The following is a 22,715-nucleotide window of genomic DNA, read 5'->3' as shown; positions in this document are numbered from 1 at the left end:
AGTCGAGGGCCCGGCGCCAGACTGAGGGAAAGTCCTCGTTCGGCGATGCCACGCCGCTCACCTCCGTTACCAGTCCGTACGCGGTCGTTCTTCCACAGCGTTGTCCACACCCTGTGCATGAACGAGAGGCCGGACCGGTCCAGTGTGCACTCGAGCCCGGTCGAACCCGCCGGTGACCCCCGCTGCAGTCAGCTGGGACCCCCGGTTCGCACCGTCCGTCCACAAGTCAATGACCAGCCAGTTCGGCGTGTCGTTGCGGGTCACGGAAGCGCAAGAGAGGACGATAGCCGCTCGGACCGGACCTTGGGGGCGGCCGTCGTCCGACCGGGCGCCGAGCGGAGTACCGGCAAATCCGATTCGTCCGCTCCCACCTGCCAGGTTGTGGATAACTACGCGACGCAGATCACATCGGATTCGGGTCTGGATCTGCACGTGACGCCACGTTGCCCGGCCGTTCAGGCCCCGGAAGCTCCTCGTTCAGCCGCCGTCGCGGCGGCCGGAGGACGGCCGATGCAGTCCAGGTGCCATACCTGTGGCCCGGTCGAGCTCGCGCCGGGATCGTCCCGTTCGCGGGTTGTTCGCGACGGCGGCGTTGCCGCCGGCTTTGATCAGTGCTTTGATCGACGAATCGCCGTGCCGAAGGCCGCGCCCCGGGTGTGAGTTTGACCGAGGGCGCGTGCGCCCGTACCGTGAGAGGGCTTGACGGCGACCTCTCTTCGCATGTCCACGCAGACCTTGCGCGGGCGTCCGATGGAGGTCGGTGTCAGCGGTCGATGTCATTCCGGCACGGCCGCGCCGACTGCAAAAGCATGCGCACTGACACTGCGTTGAATTAACTGCATGGGAGTCCTCAGGTGAGCAAGCGGACGTTTCAGCCGAACAACCGGCGCCGTTCCAAGACGCACGGTTTCCGCCTGCGTATGAGCACCCGCGCCGGCCGCGCCATCCTGGCCGCCCGCCGCCGGAAGGGTCGCGCGGAACTCTCCGCCTGATTCGGCCGTCCCGGTCTCAGGGTGCTTCCCGGCGCTCACCGGATGCGACACAGCAGCGATTTTTCCGCTGCTGTGCGCAAAGGCCGTCGCGCCGGTCGGCAATCCCTGGTCATCCATCTGAACCGCACTGGTTCGGATCCGGCCTCGCCAGCACGAGTGGGTTTCGTCGTGTCCAAGGCGGTCGGCCCGGCGGTGGTGAGGAATCGCGTGAAGCGGCAACTGCGTCACATCACGAGAGAACGCCTGGCGGCGCTGCCGTCGGGCGCTCTTGTCGTGGTTCGGGCCAATCCCGCGGCAGCCGGTTCCACCACTCTCGCTGCGGATTTCGACAGCGCTCTGGCTGCGGCCCTGCGTAGTCCGGCCGGCACCGGCCCGGGCCCCGGCGGCCGCGGACGCCGTTCGTCAGGAACTGGTTCTTCAGGTACCGGGAGCCCTCGTGGCTGAGCCGCCGTCGGCAACCGCCGGGGACGAATCGTCCTCTGGTACTGCTCTTCGCCGGGCCACCGCACTGGTGGGCCGAGGTGCCCGCTTGCTCGCAAGCGTCCCCAAGTACCTGCTCATCGGTTTCCTGATGCTCTACCGCGCGCTGATCTCACCGCTCTACGGTCAGACCTGCCGCTTCTATCCGTCGTGCTCGCAGTACGCGCTCACCGCCGTGCAGCGGCACGGAGCCGTCCGCGGTTCCTGGCTGGCGGGGCGGCGTCTGCTGCGTTGCCACCCCTGGAACCCGGGTGGGATCGACCACGTTCCACCGGTCAGGAGCAAGGCCGGGGGTGAGCACGGGGTGTCTGACGAAGCCACTCCTTCTGCTGCGCCGGCGCAGGCCGACGCGCCCGCGTCACTCGCCACCGAGCCCGAGTCGCCCGATCCCGGGGCGAGAAGCCGGGTGGCTCCTACTGACCAGAACTGCGCGCCGTCCGCCTCGCGACGTGCCGCCTGATCCGGCGAGGAGCCGATGCAGATCCTGAGACCCCTCGAGTACGCCGTTGCCTGGATCATGGTGCAATGGCACTCCCTGTTCACTGCGATCGGCCTGCCCGAGGATTCCGGTTGGACCTGGGCGCTCGCCATCGTCGGTCTGGTGATCGTCATCCGGATCATCCTGATCCCGCTGTTCGTGAAGCAGATCAAGGCTTCCCGCGGGCTCCAGCTGATCCAGCCGGAACTGCGCAAGATCCAGGCGAAGTACAAGGGCAAGACGGATCCTGACTCCCGTCAGAAGATGACGCAGGAAACGATGTCGCTCTACCGGGAGTCGGGCACCAACCCGTTCGCCTCCTGCCTGCCGATCCTGCTCCAGGCACCGATCTTCTTCGCCCTGTTCCGGGTGCTCAACGGCAACTTCGCGATCGGCCCGCTGACGCCGGAACTGCGCGAGCAGCTGAACTCCTCCACCCTCTTCGGGTCGGCGCTGTCGGACACCTTCCTGAAGTCGGACGACCTGGGCACCAAGGCCCTGACCGTCGTCCTGATCATCCTGATGTCGGCCGCGACCTTCATGACGCAGCGCCAGCTGATGATGAAGAACATGCCGGCCGCCGCGCTGGACAACCCGTTCGCGCAGCAGCAGAAGATCCTGCTCTACGTGCTGCCGCTGATCTTCGCGGTCTCCGGCGTGAACTTCCCGATCGGTGTGCTGCTGTACTGGCTCACCACCAACGTGTGGTCGATGGGTCAGCAGTTCTACGTGATCCGGCGGATGCCGGCTCCGGGCTCGCCCGCCGAGAAGGCTCTCAACGAGCGCCGGGCCAAGCGGGGCAAGCCGCTGCTGGGCATGGGCGCGGTCGAGGCCGAGGAAGCCAAGGCCAAGGAAGAGGCCGCGGCCGCCGCTCCTCAGCGGGTGCAGCCGAAGAAGCAGACCAAGGCCCAGCGGGCGAAGCAGGGCACTGCCGGCCAGGTGGCGAAGAAGGACGACAACGCCGCCACTGGTCAGGCGCCGACGGCCGAGCCGTCCTCGGACGGGCACGCCCCCGTCCCCGGCTCGCCCGGGGCCACGAAGAAGTCCGCGCGTAAGAAGAGCGGCAGCCAGAAGAGCACCTGAGCGCCGGATCGATCGGCGTAGCGACCGGAACTCCCCGTGCACGTAGGGGAGTCCCGGTCGCGGATCGTTCGTCAGACAGCATGGAATTCATGTGGCCGGTCGTTGGGGACGACCGGTGCCAGGCTTGCCGTTCGGCGGGCCGGCTGCGATGTGAGGAGACGTTCATGGAGAGCGGCGAACAGGCCGAAGCAGTGACGGTCCAGGATCGTCCCGCGGACGAGGCGGAGCCCGCGGTGGCGGTCGACGAGACCGTGGCGGGGGAGACTGACGAAGGCGCTGCCGGCGGTGCCAAGAAGTCCCGCTCGAGGGCCTCGATCAAGGACCTCGAGGAAGAGGGCGAGGTCGCCGCCGACTACCTCGAAGAGTTCCTGGACATCGTGGACGTCGACGGAGACATCGACATCGACGTCGAGAACGGCCGGGCGTCGGTGGCCATCGTCGGGGACGGCGGTAGCGAGCGTGCCCTGCGTCGTTTCGTCGGTTCCAGCGGTGAGGTGCTGGAAGCCCTGCAGGAGCTGACCCGGCTGGCCGTGCAGGCCAACACGGGCGAGCGCAGCCGGCTGATGCTGGACGTGGCGGGCTACCGGGCCCAGCGCCGCACCCAGCTCACCGAGAAGGCCACCAAGGTGTGCCAGCAGGTCAAGAACTCGGGCAAGTCCGTCGCGATGGAACCGATGAGCGCCTTCGAGCGCAAGATCGTGCACGATGTGGTGGCCGAGGCCGGGCTGACCAGCGAGTCCGAAGGCGTCGACCCGAACCGGCACGTCGTCGTGCTGCCGGCCGAGTCCTGAGCTTCGTGCCCGTCGAACCCACCGAGGCAGAGGCGGCTGCGGCCCGGACCGTTTTCGGGCCCCGCCTCGACCTCGCGCATGCGTACGCACAGGCCCTGGCAACTGCCGGGGTCGAACGCGGTCTGATCGGTCCCCGCGAGGCGGAGCGGATCTGGGAGCGCCATCTTCTGAACTGCGCGGTGCTCCAGGAGCTGATCCCGGCTGACGTCGAGGTCGGCGACGTCGGGAGCGGTGCTGGACTGCCGGGAATCCCGGTGGCCATCGCCCGGCCGGATCTGACGGTGTACCTGATCGAGCCGATGCTGCGCCGCACCACCTGGCTGCGGGAGATCGTGGCGGAGCTCGAGCTGAGCAACGTGGAGATCATCCGGGGTAAGGCCCACATCGTCGCTGAGTCGGGGCAGCATTTCGACGTCGTCACCTCACGTGCCGTTGCAGCGTTGCCGACGCTGGCCGAGTGGTCGATGCCCCTGGTCCGCAAGGACGGGCAGCTGATGGCGATCAAGGGGGACACTGCCCAGGAGGAGCTGACGGCCGCCGGCGAGGTTCTGGCTGCCTATGGCGCTGCTTCGTCCGAGGTCGTGCACTGTGGAGAAGCGGTGCTGGGTACGCCTACTACTGCTGTCCGCATCGTGGCCGGCCGTACCGGGCAGGTGTTGAAAAAGAAGAAGGCCGCTACGCCGCCGAGCAAGTCGGCCGGTGCTGGCGGTGCTGGCGGTGCTGGTAAGAAGCGCGCTCCCTCTGGTGGACGTCGCCGTTAGTTTGTTGGCTGCGCCTGGCCCCGATTCTGCGGTTCGCCGCTGAGTCGGGGCTTTGCCGTTTTGGCTATGGGGTCCTGGCATCCGGGCATGTTGCTGTGCGGCCTTTGGGTGTCCGATTTAGGACGTCTTGTGCGCAGCCTTGGTCACCTGCAGTTACCAATTCGATGGTCGCGTTCGGTTGTGCACAGTGCTGCCGACACCTGTGTACAGACCTGTGGATAACTCTTGTGGATATGAGTCCCTGACTGTCGGTGGATGAGCCGGCTGGGGGCTTGCGTGAAGGCCTGCCATTTCACGACGTGGGTTTGACCTGCGGGTTCGTGTTCAGGAGGCCACTGTCCGGCGTTTGGGGAGGCCTGGGGTCGAAGGCTGTGCACAACGGGCTGGCCTTGTGGAAAAGCCCGTCGCCGGGGCGAGGGCGATTCGCTTTCCACAAGGGTGTGGAGTTCTCGGTTTGGTCACGGTGAGGCAGCTTATTTTGGACGGTTGTGGTGGCCGCGCGCCTCGCGGCTGGTTACGTGCTGGCTGGGTGCGAGACATCTGAGGTTCTTGCCGTAGTTACGGGCGTTCGCGCGGGGGACCTGGGCCTAGCTCAGCTCCGTCGTCGGCATAAGGCAGCTGTCGTTCGGGCCCGACTACAGGAGTCCGGGCTGCGGGGTCCTTCTGTTCGGGGCCTGGCCGAGGATGTAGCTCGGTGCAGTTACGGGGGTTGGATTCCGGCACTTACTTACCTCTGAAGAGATGCGGCGTGCGTCAGCCTCTGTTTGGCGCTGTGCGCACCGCTTGTCTGCGTTAGCCCTCGAGCTACCTTCCGGAACGAATGGGCCTGGGACGCATGGGCGTGAAGCCGAGGTAGCTCGGACTCGGGGATTGTGTGGCCGTCGTTCTGCTGCCACGGGCGGTCTTCCAGCGACCCCATTGATCTTCGTCAGAAGCACGTGCATTCGATGCCGATGGCGGACATGGCTACCCGGGTCAGTGCGGGCATGGGGACAGGCCATTCACCTCTATAGCAGTTCGGCTCTGCCAGCGCTTCGTTGGCCGGGCCCCTAATGACGGCATCTGTCCTGCGCCTACAGCATGAGGGCCAGCGAACCCCATCTGCGGAGGGTGTCTCCGCGCCATGGTTGGCCGCGACAAGACCACTTCCTTCACTGAAGCGCAGACTTCTGCCAGGTACCACTGCATCGCTGATCGCCAGCAAATCGCGGACGAGCGCGAACTTGAATGCAGCCGGTTTGGTCTTGCTATCCGGTTCATGACGTAGAGCCGCCTGTCGCCGCCCAAGCGCGGCGACAGGCGGGTCCGCGACAAGGCCCTACGATCGCTCTCATGGGTTGCCTAGCGCATACGCCTGCCCCACTGAAGCAAAAGACCGCCGAGGTCCCGAGGCTGCCGGCTTGTTTGGAGCTCGGGAGGCTGGGATGGGGGAGGTCCGTGATTGAGTGAAACCCGCTAGGACGTGGCTGGAAAGCCGCTTGGTCACGACTTGGTCCAAGACAGTTCGTGACTGTCTATGGCAGCGGATGTGTCGGTTCAGCGCCGTGTGATGTCTGGCGGAACTGCCAGGAGTCCAAGCGGGTGCCAAGGGCGAGCGATGGGGCGATGACACATGAAGGGCGACCTGCGTGCAGGGCTGATCTGGCAACCGTCGAGCGCCGGGGCCCAGCTAATGACAGCAGGGCCGGTTGGTGTAGTCGCGCCAATGTTTCACGTGAACCGTCCTGCTATCGCTGTCGGGGACTAGTTGACCTATTGGCCAGCCAAGGTCATCCACGGCCTCCTTCATAGGCACCGGCCCAAGGTAAGTAAGGATCCTGCGAGGACCTTTCCGGCATGACAGGGGCCCCTCCAACGGGCAGAAGACGCATTTTCCAGGGGGCAGCTGGCCCCAGAATCCGGCCATCAGGCCGGTGGCGGTCCATGCGTGATTCACGTGAAACGGAGACGAATGCGCGCAGGCTATCTGGGGAAGACAACAGACGCAGCGCGCTAAAGCCGCACTGGGGTCGCGTGACGCCCGCCTGGGCTCAGCCCCGGATCACTGCAGGAGACTCGACCCACTCTTCCCAACGGCTGGCGAAGTGCTGACTGACGCCAGTCGAACCCAAGTCGGTGCGGCTGCTTGCGAGCCGCCCGTGGGCTTCATTGCCACGGGGAGTGAGTGCTAGGTGGGGAGATCGCCATTGCCGCGACCGCGCACCACGGCATACAGGAAACCCTTCCGCCGGAAGCTCCACAACCCAGCGCGCGGATAGATACAGACGTAGGCAGACTCGCTGGCTAACTAGCCATGAGTCATTCTTAGGTTCCTGTCACCGCAGGACTGGAGCCTTGCTGTCCGCTGGCCCAGGAAGGTGTGCGTACCCAGCTCATTTCAACGGTCGACGGCGATTGGGCACTGCTGGTTGGAGAGCCACACGCAGGAGATGCGGGCTGTCGGCCTGCGCAGAAGTGCTGCGGTTGCCGTACGGGAAAGGGATGCGTCAACTGCCGGCTCCGTCCGCGCCCGGGTAGCCGTCCCGCAAGCGATGAGAGCGAATCACGAGGGCCTGTCATCCGGCGTGCCGTTCCTCACCGGCCGGTCGGACCATCAAGCGTCCGAATCGGGTGAGCTTTCTGGCGACAAGGTCGGCACCGCGCGACTACCGGCAGCGGCCGTTGACACCGTCTGGACACGACAGCGCGGCCACTTGCAAAGGCCCGGAGGCTCCCTAAAGGTCAACCGACGCCCAAGCTCAGCAGATGGCCGTGCCCATCGTCTCTGCGCCTCCTCTGTCGGCACAACCGCAGCAGCATGACATCCCAGACTGGTCTGGGTGGCTGGCCGTGATGGCGCTCAGGTGAACCCCCCGGGGCTGCTCCGGCGACTTTCGTTGAGCGCAATCAGGCCGCCGCCCGCAGTGATCGGCCGACGAGCTGGCGAGTAGGGATGACTCGCGTAGACCTCTTCAGAGCCTGGGCGGCCCTCAAAGATGAAGGCTGCATGAGCGCGCTGCCGTCCCCTGGCGCTGCCGCTCATGAGACCGCAGGGGAGTCTTGGGTGAGCGGCCGCTCTGGGGACAGCCATTCAATCCCGAGACCAGATTTGGCTGGACTGTCTGCACAGCTGCAAGCGCGTGAAGGCTCTGCCCTCTTGGCCGGTTCGCCGAAACCCGCGACCGGTTGCTGAAGTGCTATCTACGGGCCCAGGCACATTGATTGCCTGACGGAGACGGAACAGTCCACCCGCACGTCACGAGAGCGAATTATGGCGACAGCCCTGGGCTTGCCTGCCGCCAGATCAGGTGCCCGGTGGATGCCCTGTGGGGCCAGCGGGCGTCAGCGCCCTAGACGATCGATGTCTGGATCGGGACCCCGAAATACGCCAGTAGTCTCAGCGGTCTCGGTGGCCAGCCAGGCGCTGAAAACCCGTGAATGGACGAGCGCTATCAAAGAGCCGCCGGCATGAGTGGTCGTCTCCTTGGTGGACGTGGTGGACCGGCCGGTGAGTCACGAACACTGAGGCGGCCGCCATGTGCCACAAGGACCGCGGTCGCCGAGGTGTTTGGCTCGACGTCAGCATGCTCAGCCCGCGATGCCACAACGCGATATGCGGCAGACGACAGCCGGCCCGGTGCCAATCCACAGGTGACCCCGCGAGCGTCACCTCTGTCAGCGGTTATCGGTCTCGGCCACGCAGCGCAGACCAGGGCGCGATCGGCCTTCGAAGGATCGACGTGACCCAGCCCCTGCCTGCCAATCGCGACTCTGCAAGCCGCACAGGGCGTGTGCGAGGCGCACCAGTCGGCCTAGCCCTGCAGCAGCCCTAGCTTCAGTCGATCAGTCTCAATCGTCGCGAGCACATGAGCTGGGCCAGCCACCAGGGCAGGCCCCCTTCACAGTGCCTTACCGCTCAGTGACCATTTGGCAGATGCCACAGGACGTGGCCCTAGTGCCCAACGCCAGCCAGTCGAGGACTACTTGGGCCATGCATAGGCCAGCTGCGCCGATCCACAGTGACGACCGCTGCTCTGGCAGTGCCGGTCGCGGCCGGGCTGGCACAGCGAGCACCTCGTCCAGAACTGACAGCACGCCGTCGACACCCGCCGGGCGGCGGACCTCAGTCTGAATATCTGGGCCAGCGCCCACCCGGCCTACTTATGTTGCCCCTGCCATTCGAGAAGCAAGGATTGTTCCCTGTCCATTGTGACTAGGGGAGACCTTCGTGGCCCAAGCCAGCCCGTAAAGCTAACGTTCGGCGGGCCGACCGCGAGACTTGAAGGCGGCAATCCTCGGCATCCGTGGCCAGCCCGCCGCTCTCGTCGGGGCCCTCCCGCTATGAGCAGGGTTCGAGGCAAGTCACCAACTTCGTACCGCGATGGGGGCTCGATGGAGGGGCGAGGTGGGAAAGTCCGCTCAGCATTGCGCAAGGCATCTGAAGATCTCGAGGTGATCCACTGCTAGTCGGGCACAACAACCGAGGCCAACCCACATTCGAGCGGCATGCCCGAACGTCTATCGCGCGGCCAGGGATGCCGCCGAGAATCCACCCACGCCGATCTTCCTACCGCGTAAGCGTGCCAAGCGGCCCTTGGTCCGTGGCCGATGCTGGCATGCAGGCGGCCGACCGTGACCAACCAGGCCCAAGAAGCCCGCCATGGACCGGGCACAAGATGCAAGCATTGGGCCGCTACATGGCTTGATGGATTCGCAGCCAATCTCGGCAGGCCATGCAGCGGCGTGGTTTGTTTTACGGACCGCCTCCTGCGCGGGGCATGCGACCGACAACAGTGCCCATCGGCCTCGCCATGTCGCCGGCCCGCATGTCCGAGTTCGTGGCGCTGCGGGCTGCCCTGTGCGCTGCTGAGAAGAGCGCCGACCGAGGCTTGAACACGGACCTGGCCACCAAGCCAAGCTTCACAGGCCCATCCGCGACCGATTGGAGAATCCTTGGGAGCTGTCGCCCCAGCATTGAGCCCAGTGCCGTCGCATCGATTGACCTATCAAGACTTGAGACGGGTTGGACGAGCCGCCGGTCATGAACTGATTAGACCGGTCACTGACCACCCGACTGATTGGGTCTCCTCGGTGGTCATCGCGATCAACTGCAGCGGCCACTTCCGCTCGTCGGGTTCAAGCACCCTTCGTACGCCACAAACCGGCGTAGGTGTGCACCCGGGATGGCGCACGCGGCAGCGCGACCCGAGAGTGTGAGCGCGGCTCGGTGACGTTCAAGGGACTGAATTGACGCGATTGAACTTGCCGGCTCAGACTCGTAGACCGAGGCCTGCTCGCTCGAGTACAGCGTCGCCGTCCGCTCAACAGGCCATCATCTGGATCCACTAGGCGAGGCCCACCTCGGCGCGGCCCGACCGCGCCAGTTCCTAACCCTGCACCAGCCCCGTGATGCGGAATACGGGGACCGCTATTCGCGCCTCGGCATGAGGTCGGCGCATAAAGATGTTGGGCGCATGGGAACGCCATGCGATCTGGCATAGCGAATGAGATGAACCAACTGCATGGTAAGGATGCGCCGGCACCGGTGGCTGAGGACGAGCACAGGTACAGAGAGGTCCCTGCCGCTACGCGCGTTTATGGTGGGGCTCGTCACGGCGAGCTGGGCATCGTGCCCGTGACTGCACTGACTGGACCATCTCTTCGTGTGCGTCGGTCGCTCACGATTGCGGGCCGCCGAGACAGCGTGTGCCAAGGCGCTTGCACAATCTCAGGCGCGGACCCTATGGGTCGGGGGTGCTGCCCGACTCGATCCCTCTCGGACGATGGATTGCTGATCGCGAGGTAGCGGCTCCGTTTCACGTGAATCAGCGGCGATGCCAAGACCGCTTCGTTGCGTGAGCTGAAGAGCGCCTGCAACTGTCGACGTGAACCATTGACCCTCAGGTGGCCCGGGCCCGGAATATGGACCGGCGGCGCGCAGGTCCAGCGAGAGGCCAGAGCGGGAGGCGCCGCCGGTCTGGCAAGAAGGTCATGAAGGTGGCCAGCGATGCAAGGGGGCAGTCTTCGACGAATCATCTGGCGCCCGCCACCATGGGCTACGGCCCCTCCTTCAAGGACCAAGAAGCGCTACGACACCTTGGGAAGACATGCCGATCTGCAACAGGTCGAAGCTGTACTTACTGCGTGCAAAATAAAGGGCGGGCGGAATAGCAAGCCCCTCCCGACGCCAATGGACGCTCTTCCCGCGCGCCGGCTACTCCGGCGCCTAGTCGCGATGGCAAAAACACGGACGATCCGTCTTGGCCAGTACGCAGCTACGCCACAACCAGCCTGCCAGTGGCTCGGATACAACTGGCTGCTCATACTCCTGAGCCCATGCTCTGTCGTATCCACAGCGCTAGAAACTCGACACCATGCTACGGCCCAAGGTGAACATCACTGATAGGTCAGATGCCCCTCTGAGCGTCGTAAGAGCGTGGGGCCGGTACATCAACTAATTTTCGTCCACTGAGAGGGACAGCGCCTCTGTTCTATTGACTCCGTCCTCCTGATCCCCCGGCATGCTTGGATGCCCACCGCCAGGTCCAAGGGCCCGCGTCACTCATCCTCGTCAAGCAGGGTCTCCGCCTCTTCCTCAATTCCATCGCCCTAGGTGGCAAGAACGGACTGGCTGCCGAGCCGGCCTGAGTGACCAAGAGCCCGGTAAATGCGATGGGCCGGATGCCCACCGGCCACGGGTTGGGGCCGGGGGTGACCGCCTCAATGTCGACCTCCGCCAAGGCTGCGTGGACCAGCTAGGCGCAAGGTTCAAGGGCACGTTGACGCCGTCCTAGGCGCACGACATCCAGACATGTCTGAGCGGAGCCATCGTGGCTTCCCGACCGGCGCTTTCTGGGTAAGCCATCTTGGCCGACCGCCAATCGAAGGTTGGACGTCAGATCGTGTCCCCATGCAGGCGGCAGAGCGCGGCCAGCGCTAGCTATCCAGTACCGAGCTATCCAATACAGAGTTATCCACCGCACTACCCACATGTGGATATCGAGCAATAGCAATCTGATGTCTGCCGGAGGCAGAGTCGCGCGGGAGGCCGACGGGGGCGAACGCGGGCTCAACTACAGATCCGAGGTGCTATCGATCGCTCTTCGGCCTCTGGCAGGTGCGCAGCATTGCCATCCCGGCTGCGCTTGAAAGGACTCGTCTTCCGGGCCGCGGTAGATGGATGGTGTTCGCGCAGAGGGTAGCTACCTCGCGGCACATCCGCTTACCCCACCGCTCATGGGCCTCGCCCTATGGAAGTCGCACCCTGCTTCTAGATAGACCAGGGGGTGATCGCGTAGAGGCGCGCTTCGAGCATGACCGATTGGCGCCGCCGCTCCTTGCGTGCACCTGCGCACTGCGCCAGGGCGGAGTTGAGCAACGCCGGTCGCCCGCAGGTCTGCCAGCCGTGCGCTTCTCTTGCGCAGTCGGATGTGAGCAGCCTCCGCCGTTCCACGTGAAACGACGACATGGCTAGCGCTCGTCTGGTCGGAGTCAGAAGCCTGTACTCGTGAATCCGGCCCTCAACGCTTGAGCAGCAAGATGGTCTGGCCAGCACCTATGGGCTCGGTTCCTGGCGGCCGGCCAGAACCCGACAGGGACGCGATCTTGGGCAGCGCGTATCGGGCTTAGGCTCTCAAGGCCAACGTTCGCCTGGGAAGGATGGCAAGGGAGGAACTGGCTTCCGGCCCGCTGGCCATGAACGTTCAGCGGCTTTCAAGGCTCACGGTCAGCCCACTGGCGCTCAGTTTCGCACCCAGTCGCCCCCTGACTGCGGTCGAAAAGAAACGAGCGCCAGCAAGACCCGCAGTGAGCATCTGGAACGACGCGGCATTTAAATGACCATGTTTGAGCTCAGATCCTTGCACCGTGGGTCGGCCGGCCCGAGCTCACCAGAGTATTGCGGTAGACCGCCTTCCAGGAGTCATCGCCTTGTCCCTACCCGCCGCGGGACAGCAAGGCCCTTGGTCGATCTTGAAGTTGCCTAGTTCTGAATGCCTAGGCAGCGCTCTTGCGTCAGTGCGCCTGACGCCCGGGCAACCTGGCCTCGAGCATTTCAGTGGATGCGGCCTACGGGTCTGTGGCATGAGACAACCCGCGACTATGGCTCAGCCCGATAGCGGGACCGTCATCCGTATGGCTCTTAGCTGTCGTCGCCTAGTCCCGGATGATCGCGGACAGAGCCGGCCAGCCGCAGCATGGGTCTTAGCTGCGACGCCCCCATGACAAGAGCATGGTGGCCAGTTGCCACGTGATCCTGTCGCACGAGGTTGGGTCAGACCGAGTCGGAAAGCCGTATCGGTCTGAAGGCAACCTGCGGTCGTGAGCCCCTTAAGCGCGTCGCCAGGACTTAGCTACGGCTGGTGGTTACTAACACCAGTTATCCCCAGGACTATCCACAGGGGTGTGAGCGACAACCTGCAGGTCAAACTGAGATCGAGGGCGCCCTGTCGCGTGTATCCACAGGCAAGACGCACCGTGTGGAAGACGCGCGGCAATCTTTGGAAAGTTCGACGAGCTGGTGAACAGGCACTGCGTCTACCCCCTCAAGCGACAGACATGCTGCCGCCGAGCGATTGCCCCAAAGGCAGTCGCGGGACGGAGGGGAGGAGCAGTGACCTGCACCGACTTGGATCTTCTGTGCTGTGAACCAGCCGATCGCTAACACGCCCGGTCCAATGAGAAGGCGTGTCTATGACGACGTGTGTCGTGCGGTAACAACTCACACACAGTGCAGACCCGTTCCAGCCCCACGATTGGCAAGCTGACTCATGCCATCAGAACGAGCAAGTGGCGGTCAGTTCGGTAGCTGGCACACATGCGTCCAATGGGCTCCGAAGGCTGGCGATCAGTGTGAGCGAACCGGCCTCGGCCGAATGACAATCGCCAACGTGTGGTCGATGGGGCAGCAGTTCTACGTGACCGGCGGATGCCGGCTCCGGGGTCGCCTGCCCAGAGGCCTCGTCGGCACCGGCAGTCGCACGTCCTTCCTTGAGGGCTGCCGGCCGTGCTCAATTTGAATGGCCACGGAGTGAGGACGTTCAGGTAGAGGAGTCTGAAGATGAACTACGCGTGTAGTCAGGGCTGAAGCTGTCCGTCCATCGATAGTCTTCCCGCACCTGACCTCGGCGATCCCGCCGCCCGGGATGCTGGCGAACAGATCTATGCAGAGGATCGCGATTAGGTTCTTGCCGGTGGGGAAGAGCATCAGACCCCATGGCCAGCTCAAGCTCAACTTTGGCTGAGGAACTTAGCGTCCAACAGCGAACGCAATGAGCATCCTGTCTGAGCGGCACTGAAGTATCACCACTCGAACGCTTTCGTACAGACGAGTTGATGAAGCCCCGACGCGGGCCATGCGGCCAAAGATTCTCGCGACCCGAGCTCAGGGCTCTGCGAGGCCCAAACCCGGCCGGGAGCAAAGGGGCCTGCGGTCGTCCCGCTGCCCGTGGTGTATCCGTCCGCGCATAGGAAGGCGTTTGAGCTGCACAACGAGGTAGCCATGAGGGCCGCCACCCACAGCCTCGGTAAATCGCGAGCAAGCGACTGCTGCCGTGCAGGTGGATTAACTCGCTGGCCGGCCGTTGAAGTGATGGGCTCCATTGCAGCCAGCGGTCGTGTTTCACACCACCAATTCGCAAGGCTAACGAGCTGTACCTCCCGTTGGGTTCTTGACTGGACTATGAACGATCAACGTTCAATGAGCGAGTTGCCGAACTTGGACGACCAGGTGGCACCCACCTCCGGCAGGTTTCGGCAGTGCCCGTCCGGTGACTTTTACTGAAGAGCGGTCGGCCGATCGACGCCCTCGAGGTGGGTCCAACTACTCTGGGATTGATTGCGGTTTGAGCCCGGGGCACAGGTGGCTTTCCAGTTGTCGGTCCGCCGTCCTGGCGGATGTGAGCGACGGCAGGCCTCCAGGTTCGAGCCATGAAATCGCGAACGTAGCCGCGACCAGCAGCGTGGGCTACGTACCCGTTTCACGTGGAACAGGTAAGTGCCGACGGGCGGCGGCACCGCGTTGTTGGTTCGGCTGCGTTGGCTGGGTACGCATCCCAGCGAGGTCTTCGGTACCAAGCCGCCAGCTATGCGTCACTGTCCCAGAACACGAATACCGCTACTTCGCTGAAGCCTTCCCGTACATTGTTGCTCTCCCGTAAGTGCCGATGTTTCGGCCTACCCAGGGGCTCGAGATAGTGATCCATCGGTGCCCGCCTCTGTGTTGCGACGGGCCTGCCGCGGGCGGCCGGAGCCATCGTCCGGCGGACGTCGACGATTCCAGGGGCACGTCAGAGTCAGGATCGTCGGCATGCGCGATACGGCTCGATGAATGCATGGAGGCGGTGGGCCCACGCCAAGGGGAGGGAAGATTGACGCCTGCAGTTCGGCCATCCTCTCCTGCTTACCAGAACGGTCATGTTCTCCCGGCCCATGGATGAACCCACGGCTCACCTCGTACGAGCGGACTAGTAGACGCCCGGTAAATCGCTGTGCGATAGGCCGGCCTAGGCGCGAGACATCATTCCAGCCAGAGTTGCTCCCCGATGACAGTAAGGCCAGCAAGGTGGGGCGGTTCCACGTGGAACTGAGTCACCTGCTCCGAACGTCGGGTAGGGGACCTCTTCCGTTAGGCCCGATAGGTAGCTTCAAGCGCGCCACGCACGGAGGTCATCCGCGGACGGCGCCTGTAGACGAGTTACTTTCTCAGTCCTCGAGACTTTGACGACCGCGCCCATGGCCAAAGGCAGCGCACGACGGGGGCATCATGGCCGGGCACTAGGTCCCTGCGCGGCGACTTGCTCGATCGGGGAGGGAGCTCAGGACGTATGACCGGCACCAAGACCCAGATTGATTGTTGAGCTGGGCTCCTTCCTCGAGGCGGTTCCGACGGCGGCGGGGCGCGCCTGAAGGGGGGCTCTCGCTCGAGGTGGATTCATGAGTTCGTATTTGGGCGGTGATTCGCAACAGGTAGCAATCGGATCTGGAGCAACCATCGACCTAAGTCCTTCAGCAGACGAGGCCCAGCATGGTCTTCCGCAGTTCACCTACCGGGCGAGCTCAGTCATCCAAGCGCTCTGGGGCGTGACCGTGCCGGCGGGCGCAGGAAGGCCGTCGCGGTTACGCAAGATCTCATTCCTGGCCCCCGTAAGTGTGGCCCGGAAAAAGCACACAGCAATGCTGGCTGGCGGACCTCGTAAGGGACCGCGACCGCTGACCGCCTAGACAGTGATGCATCACGGGGCGGGGGCAGGCAGGGGCATAGGTGCCAGCCCGTAGGTGCCAGCCAGCACCACGACTCGGGCGCACTTAGTCATACGAGCTTGCAAAGGCAGCCTTGGAGGCAAGGCGCAAGAGCGTCGAACCTTGGGCCTCGCCCTGGGGCGGCGACCCCCTAACTGCTCCGGCAGTCCTGGAGCACTGCGGGACCATCATGTCGATGCTGCCGTCCTCACCGCACCTGTGTGGTGCGGCACCGAATTTGAGATGGGGTTTCACGTGGAACGAGCGGGCTCGTCTCGACATGATCGGCCGGCCTTGGGGCAGTTGGGGACCTAAGAATGGATCGACAACGCCTCAACTCATAAGCATGCGAGGGTGTGCAGACAAGCCGGTCGAGCCTGGGGTCCAGCCTCATCGCGACACATGACCGGGCTGGTCAGAGGTCGGCACAGGTGAGGTCATCGGTTAAGTGAATACGGCCCCGCGAGCCTCGAAGGCCTCAGCGAACAATTTCGACCTGAGCCCGCCGCGCGGGTAAGCCGCCCTAGGCCTGCCGCGCGGGTTGGCACGTTGCTGCGCGCGCCTCGAGCGCATTGAGTAAGACGCTGGGCGGGATGGGCCCAGCTATTAGCTCACGCTTCCCGGGGCGGACGATGCCGGCGTATGCGTTAGGCGCTAGGTCCCAGCCCCTTGGTCTACGAATGACTTGTCGTGCGTCCAAGCGCGACTCGAAGCAACGGCCTGTCGCGATGCTCCAACCGGCAACCGATCCATTCACTATCAGGCGGCCCTACCTGCGCCGACGGTCGATGCGCGGATGTGCACACCTGTGGATCGTGGTTGGGGAAAGTCGTTAACCAGTTCGGAACAGTCACCGGTGCATGCTGACTATGGGGGAGTTCGGTGTGCACGTGGGCGCAATTGCTGACGTTCGGCAGGAGCACTTATCCCCGACCTATGGGACGGGAGCGGCTCAGGGCCTTCCCTACGCCTAGCGGACTGGGATCCCATTTTCAGCGTATGGGGCAGCGAATTATGCAACTTCGCGGGTGACCCAACGGACCTGGTAGCTGCGACGGACTGCCCCTTGGATCAGTAAGTCGGGCCGGGACCGAGCGCCTACCGAGCATGGGCGCTGCACCTGCGAGGCTAATTCGGCGGGGGAGGAAGGACACCGGTACGTATCCAACGATTCGGTACCCCGCTGAGGCGTCGTCCGGCTTGGCCATTCGAGCGTCACAGCCGGAAGTGACGGTCGGAGCCAGCGCCTCGGTCAGAGGAGGCCGTCGAAAGAATTGCGGCAGCCAAGCCCTATGGCGCTACTGACGCAGATGACCTTCGACGGAAGAAGCAGCTTGATGCGGAAGCTTCGTTGGACGGGGCCCGCGGCGCCGGCGGATTGCGCGAACCACCAGCACGAAGCGGCCTGTCTCTTGAAGCTGCCACCGGTCAAGTGAACTTGAAGGGGCTTTGCCGAGATCCTGAATCAGGGCAACGGGCAGGATCCAGAGGTGAGGCGATCGGTACAGGGGCGGGCTTGGCAGAGGCGAGCACGGATCGCACGACGAGCAGTTAAGCGCTTGCGAAGGTGAGCGGATCAGTCTTACCAACCTAGGTAGGTGCCTGGGGGTGCAGGTGCCCAAGGCACCTCCTCATGTTCTGGCGACGTGCCTCTTTGAACCGGCTGCTTCTGGATTCGGCGCGATGGAGGTGAACGGCGAGGAGCATGGAACGAGGGCGGCGTGGGTTTTTGGCGTCGTTGTTGCGTGGGGGCATGTGCCCTACAAGCCGGGCCATTTCTCGAACGGGCCGCAACCTTGACGGTGACGGGCATGGCGGCTGCTGGCCGGCGGAGGATGAGTGTTGTCGAACCGACCGCCTGGCTGATGCTGACCCACCGGTGGTCGGCGGTTGGACGGAGGAGTACACAGGGCGCACCCCATTCACGAGCGCAGGCCCAGCCAGGTGTTGAGCGAACTGACGGAGGCCGGCGTTGACTGAGATTGAGGCTCAGCATGCAGCGATCAGCCTTGTCGACTGGCACAAGGCCGAGGTCGAGGAATGACGCGGTGAAAGTTGACCGCATGACTGGCGGCCTGCCATCTCCCTTCCAAGATGAGCAGACTCTGACACGTCCGCAGCCTGGCTGAGGGCGCGAGCCAGGTTCCGGGGACTGCGGCTAAACGGAAGTGGCGATCGGAAGGCCAACCGTGAAGCTGCCTTGGCCGCCACGACGTGGACATCCGTTAACGTCCACGGTCATTGCTGGCCTTACCGATCTCGGGGCGCAGAAAGGGGAGACGCTCAGCAGGCGGGGAGCTCGATGCGCGCAGCGGCCGCCGACGAGGAGGACCGCATGGGTGCTGCAGCCTGGGGATCTCTCTTGTTCCATGAATCTGTACGCCGCCCTAGACGTCGGTCTCGGGGGATGCTCATGCCAGGCCCTCGGCTGACCAAGGCACGACCTCCACTGGTTGGCCTGATCTCGAGCATGACGATCCGCTTGCTTCTAGATCAAATGCAGTATTCCGATGCCTCAGTGCGGCTCCTGCATTGCCAATGGGCCTCCGTCAGTCGAGCCCTCCTGGCAATGCCGAGCGCCCGTTGAATAGACGAACAATGCTTGGCATGAAGCCCAGTGCTTTGGCTTACGCGGAGAACGGGCGCTCGAAGCTTGCGGCGTCGTCCGACTGTGGCCATCAGCATTCCGGCTGCCACTGAGTGAGGCGGCACCTAAGAGCAGTCAGTCGCGACCGCCCCTTGGTTGTGGCAGAGCTAGCTAGGACCGCCTAAAGGACGCTCAAGACGGAGATAGCTGTTCTGGCAAGTGGCTGCGGCCGGCCGTTTCGCCATGAGCCGCCTGCCCGGGTCGAGACGCTGCAAAGTGAAGGTGCCGAGATATCCGCGGCTGGCTAAGTAGACAAGCTTCATCGGGAAGCCGTTGCCGCGCGCACTGAATAAGTTCGGCCAGGCAGGCCTGAGCGATGTTGAAGATGCCGGTGCATGGCGGCCGAGACGCGATCGGCGACGCCCCATGTCTGGCTAAGCCGCGTGAAATGGCGCAAGGAGTCAGAGGCTGAAAGTGGCGATGGGCTGGATCGCTCGTGCCGACCTCTTGCCATACATCGGCGGCGACCCGTGGGTTATATGCAGCCCCGGCTTTCTCATGGGTCTGAGTGTTCTCGGCGAAGTTGCGTCGTGCGCTGCCAGACATAGAGCAGGCCGGCTAGCTCGCTCGGGTGGCTGCATCCTTGGGTGCGCTCAAGAGATTGCTCAATGGGGTAAACGCTTCGGAGCTCGGTGGCGGAGCTCGCCGACGGAGCACGCCGACGGAGCACGGGGACGGAGCACGGAAACGGAGCACGGAGAGCTAGGCGGAACGGAAACGGGGGAGGGCTGGGGGCGGGAGCGAAGACAAGGATGAGGCAGAAGACAAAGGATGAAGTAGAAGCGCGAGGTGAAGATCGCGCGTCTAGGGGCACAGGACGGGAAGTCGGGGAGGCAGCCTTGGGCAGGTGGGCAGGTGGGTGGAGCGCGGTTGGTAATGGGCAGGTAGGTCGAGCGCAGTAGGTGATGGGCAGTAGGTGGGCGCGTGTGGTTCGGCGAAACCATCAGCGCGGGCGAAAGCTAGCGATGGGACCCTCCCAAGAGGCGCGCGGTCGGGTAGGGCTAGCGGCAGTGGCAAAAGTGGATGAGTCGTGCTGCCGCACGCGATAGGGCAGCAGCGTCGAGGAGGTGGCGGTGCGGGCTGCCCTGTGCGATCGATGTCTGGTTGGGGCCCCGAAATACGTCAGTGCCTTCAGTGGTCTTGAGTGGCAGGAGATCGCGGCCGGTGTCGCCTGGTCCTGTATAGTTGAGCCGGGCTAACAGCTCAGTGAGGCATAGGCACTGAAGACATGCGCAGCGCCGCTGGCCCGCCGCTGGGTTTCCCTTGCCTGCCTGGCCAGCCATGGGAAGGGGCCAGGAGTAGCGAGCGCAATCTTGCGCCGCTGCCGTGTCATCTGCCTGCGAAGGATGGATCCTTTGTGGTGCGGCACCCGGCTTGGCGATCGTGCCTTGGCCTATGGCTGGGCCTGCAGTGAGTCGACCTGGGCGCTGCGCTGGCAACGGCTTAGGCCAGTCACAGGTAATTGGCCGAGAGGGGCCGGGTCTGCGGACGGTCAATCGGCCGCTTCGAAGGGGCCAGAGATAAGCAGCGCAAGCGTCTTCGCGTGGGTAACGCGCGACCGTATCCGAGGCGGTCCGGTCGAGATGTAGGTGACGGCAGCACGGCGAGAGGGCCTAGGGCCAGGCTCGCGACGCGCGTCAGCCCACGCCTCGCCACGACTCGGGTGGGGGATGGCGACAGATCAAGTTGAGCCCAAGCCGGCAAAGTCTGCCGCTGATTCACGTGAAACAGCGCCATCGCCACCGCGCCATGAGGCAGGCCCCATGACGCGCGGGTACTTTTCCCCGCTACTTCGTGAGCAATGTGATGGTGACGTGATTGACTTACTCCACTACCAGCGGTGAGTAAGCACGTGCCTACGCAGGTGCCATCCATCGCTGGGCGCGCCCGAGTAATCCACAACCTATGCACTGTCCACCTGTGGACAACTTGGGGAAAGTCTCTAACCACGGACTAGGCAGCAGGACTCCGATTCGGGCTTTGACCAGCCCGGATGAGTTCGTTCCACAGCCGTTAACGGCCCAAGAAGTTATCCACACCCACTCAAAGAACGGGCGGGCTGTGGAGAACCAAGGCCCGGGCCGATGGAGCGCGAGATGACGACTTCGAGTGGTCAAGGAGAGGACGTTGGTGAGCGACTTGGGCTGGCCCTCGACAGCACTGAAGCGAATGGCCAACGGCCTGGGATGGCCGAGGAGTGAGCGCAAACCCGCAAAGGTTTCCCGTGAAACATCGCGCTCGGGAGCCGTGGAACAGGCAGCGGCCGCGAAGGCAGCCCCGGCCAGCCCGGAAGTGGAGCTGTCGAAGACTGACGAGGAGTCCGCGGTAGAGGCGCCCCAGCCGACCCCTGCTCGCCATAAAGGTGGCGGTGCCTTCAGGGCGCGAACCGCAGCGTCAGTCAACGAAGAGCGGCGGGCTCTGGTTCAAAGAGCGGTGACCGAACCGGTCGAGCCGACCTGGTCAGCCCAGCCCACAGTCGCCGTGAGCGACCGGCCGGCTGTAACCACCAACACCGCAAGCTTGGCCGGAGCCCGAGACGGTGGAGCTAGTTCTGCGGTCGGGCTTGAGAATGACAGCCCTGCCTTAGACGCACAGGAGCTCGAGCATCCTGCCTCAGCCGGAACCGCCCCGTCCGATCCGTCCCTGCAGGTGATCCACCACATCCCCCCAACCACAAGCGAAGAAGCACCCCCGGCAATCTCCCCACCACAGACCGTTGTGGACCTCCGAGAAAGTGACGATCTCCCGCCGCCTCCCGTGGATCGGTTCAACACAGGAGGCGGAGTTTTCCCCCCGGAGGGATACGATCAGGGAGGTACACCCATTGGAATTCCGGGCCAGCAGATCGTCACGCCAGACATCGACAAGATCGTTGCGGCGTATGTGAGCCGGGCCCATAGTGAGAATGGCTCTCTGATCGATATGAACCCGGCTGAGCGGCACGGAAGCACGCCGGCCACTGATCGCCAGCAGCAGCACGCCAGCGCCGAGTTCCACGGCAGCCGGGCCGGGGCAGAAGCTCCGGCTCACCAACCATCTGCAGAGGTTCGGATGTCAGCGAGCAACGAGCCCAGCACTTCGGACACCGAGGCCGGATACTCGATGTCCGTCACCCGCCCCTGGCTGGGCGTTGAGCCGACGCCGGGATTCCGGCAGCCGGTCCAGCGTCCGGTCGAGGCCCGGGATGCTGCGGCGACCACGGCACCGACGGCTCCGCCCACCACGGGCAGTCAGCCGCTGGTCGAATCGATCTCGTTGCTGGACGATTCCACGCCCCTGGCGCTCGAGGTTGCTGAGGACACTCGTCGGCGCATCGCCCTGGCCGGCCGGCGGTTCCCGCGTCCGAAAGAGACCCGGGTGCTGACGGTGTCCAACCAGAAGGGCGGCGTCGGGAAGACCACCACGACGGTCAACCTGGCTGCGGCCCTCGCCCAGGCCGGTCTGCGCGTGCTGGTGCTCGACAACGACCCGCAGGGCAATGCGTCCACCGCCCTCGGTATCGATCACCACGCCGAGGTCCCCAGCATCTACGACGTGCTGGTCGATGGCATGCCGCTGAAGGACGTCGTGCAGAAGTGCCCCGACGTCGACAACCTCTGGTGCGCGCCGGCCACGATCGACCTGGCCGGTGCCGAGATCGAGCTGGTCTCGCTGGTCGCCCGCGAGTCGCGTCTGCAGAAGGCGGTCGCCACCTACCTCGAGGAGCAGGAGGCCGGGCCGGGCCGGCTCGACTACATCCTGATCGACTGCCCGCCCAGCCTGGGGCTGCTCACGGTCAACGCCTTCGTGGCCGCGCAGGAGGTGCTCATCCCGATCCAGTGCGAGTACTACGCACTGGAGGGCCTGTCCCAGCTGCTGCGCAACGTGGACCTGATCAAGGGCCACCTCAACCCGAAGCTGCACGTCTCGACGATTCTGCTCACGATGTACGACGGGCGTACCCGCCTGTCGTCGCAGGTTGCCGACGAGGTTCGGGCACACTTCACCACCGAGGTACTCAGGACGACGGTGCCGCGTTCGGTGCGGATCTCCGAGGCGCCCAGCCACGGGCAGACGGTGATGACGTACGACCCGGCTTCCAGCGGTGCGCTCTCCTACCTGGAGGCGGCTCGGGAGCTGGCCGAACAGGTTCTGGACGAGAGCGAACGCGGCAGTGCGGGGGGACGATCTTGATGGCACCTGCCGACAAGGCGACGGGCACCATCGACCGGTAGTGACAACGACGGGGGTGGCCGCTGGCACGTTCGGACGAGAACGAGACGGTAG

The 22,715-nt window shown here is 64.4% G+C and carries 7 protein-coding genes; all 7 read left to right on the top strand.

Annotation, left to right across the window (positions count from 1 at the left end):
- The first annotated feature begins 854 nt into the window (after nucleotides 1-854).
- Nucleotides 855-992, top strand: coding sequence for a 50S ribosomal protein L34 (rpmH, locus tag LWF15_RS15230; RefSeq protein ID WP_052528269.1), 138 nt, complete (start codon nucleotides 855-857; stop codon nucleotides 990-992).
- 21 nt (nucleotides 993-1,013) lie between these two features.
- On the top strand, nucleotides 1,014-1,436 hold the full coding sequence (gene rnpA / locus LWF15_RS36410; protein WP_352396732.1) for a ribonuclease P protein component: 423 nt from the start codon (nucleotides 1,014-1,016) through the stop codon (nucleotides 1,434-1,436).
- Nucleotides 1,437-1,521: 85 nt separating this feature from the next.
- Complete coding sequence (gene yidD / locus LWF15_RS38160; protein ID WP_232811468.1) at nucleotides 1,522-1,932, top strand: membrane protein insertion efficiency factor YidD; 411 nt, start codon at nucleotides 1,522-1,524, stop codon at nucleotides 1,930-1,932.
- Nucleotides 1,933-1,947: 15 nt separating this feature from the next.
- The gene (gene yidC / locus LWF15_RS15220; RefSeq protein ID WP_232811467.1) at nucleotides 1,948-3,033 is read left to right on the top strand and encodes a membrane protein insertase YidC; all 1,086 of its coding nucleotides are present in this window, start codon (nucleotides 1,948-1,950) and stop codon (nucleotides 3,031-3,033) included.
- A 164-nt stretch (nucleotides 3,034-3,197) separates the two neighbouring features.
- Nucleotides 3,198-3,824: a Jag family protein gene (locus LWF15_RS15215; protein WP_232811466.1), complete on the top strand. Its 627-nt coding sequence runs from the start codon at nucleotides 3,198-3,200 to the stop codon at nucleotides 3,822-3,824.
- Between the two features lie 5 nt (nucleotides 3,825-3,829).
- The gene (gene rsmG, locus LWF15_RS15210; protein WP_232811465.1) at nucleotides 3,830-4,585 is read left to right on the top strand and encodes a 16S rRNA (guanine(527)-N(7))-methyltransferase RsmG; all 756 of its coding nucleotides are present in this window, start codon (nucleotides 3,830-3,832) and stop codon (nucleotides 4,583-4,585) included.
- Nucleotides 4,586-21,500: 16,915 nt separating this feature from the next.
- A complete protein-coding gene (locus tag LWF15_RS15205; RefSeq protein ID WP_332879907.1) occupies nucleotides 21,501-22,622 on the top strand; it encodes a ParA family protein in 1,122 nt (373 codons plus the stop codon).
- Nucleotides 22,623-22,715: the final 93 nt, after the last annotated feature.

This window comes from Kineosporia rhizophila (assembly GCF_021277265.1).
GTDB lineage: Bacteria > Actinomycetota > Actinomycetes > Actinomycetales > Kineosporiaceae > Kineosporia > Kineosporia rhizophila.
Note: the sequence above shows the minus strand (reverse complement) of the source record. Positions and strands in the feature narration are given on the sequence as shown.

What these genes read in the sequence shown, in the direction of transcription:
- yidC (WP_232811467.1), top strand. Translation starts at nt 1,948, where the DNA reads ATGCAGATCCTGAGACCCCTCGAGTACGCCGTTGCCTGGATCATGGTG.
- LWF15_RS15215 (WP_232811466.1), top strand. Translation starts at nt 3,198, where the DNA reads ATGGAGAGCGGCGAACAGGCCGAAGCAGTGACGGTCCAGGATCGTCCC.
- LWF15_RS15205 (WP_332879907.1), top strand. Translation starts at nt 21,501, where the DNA reads ATGTCAGCGAGCAACGAGCCCAGCACTTCGGACACCGAGGCCGGATAC.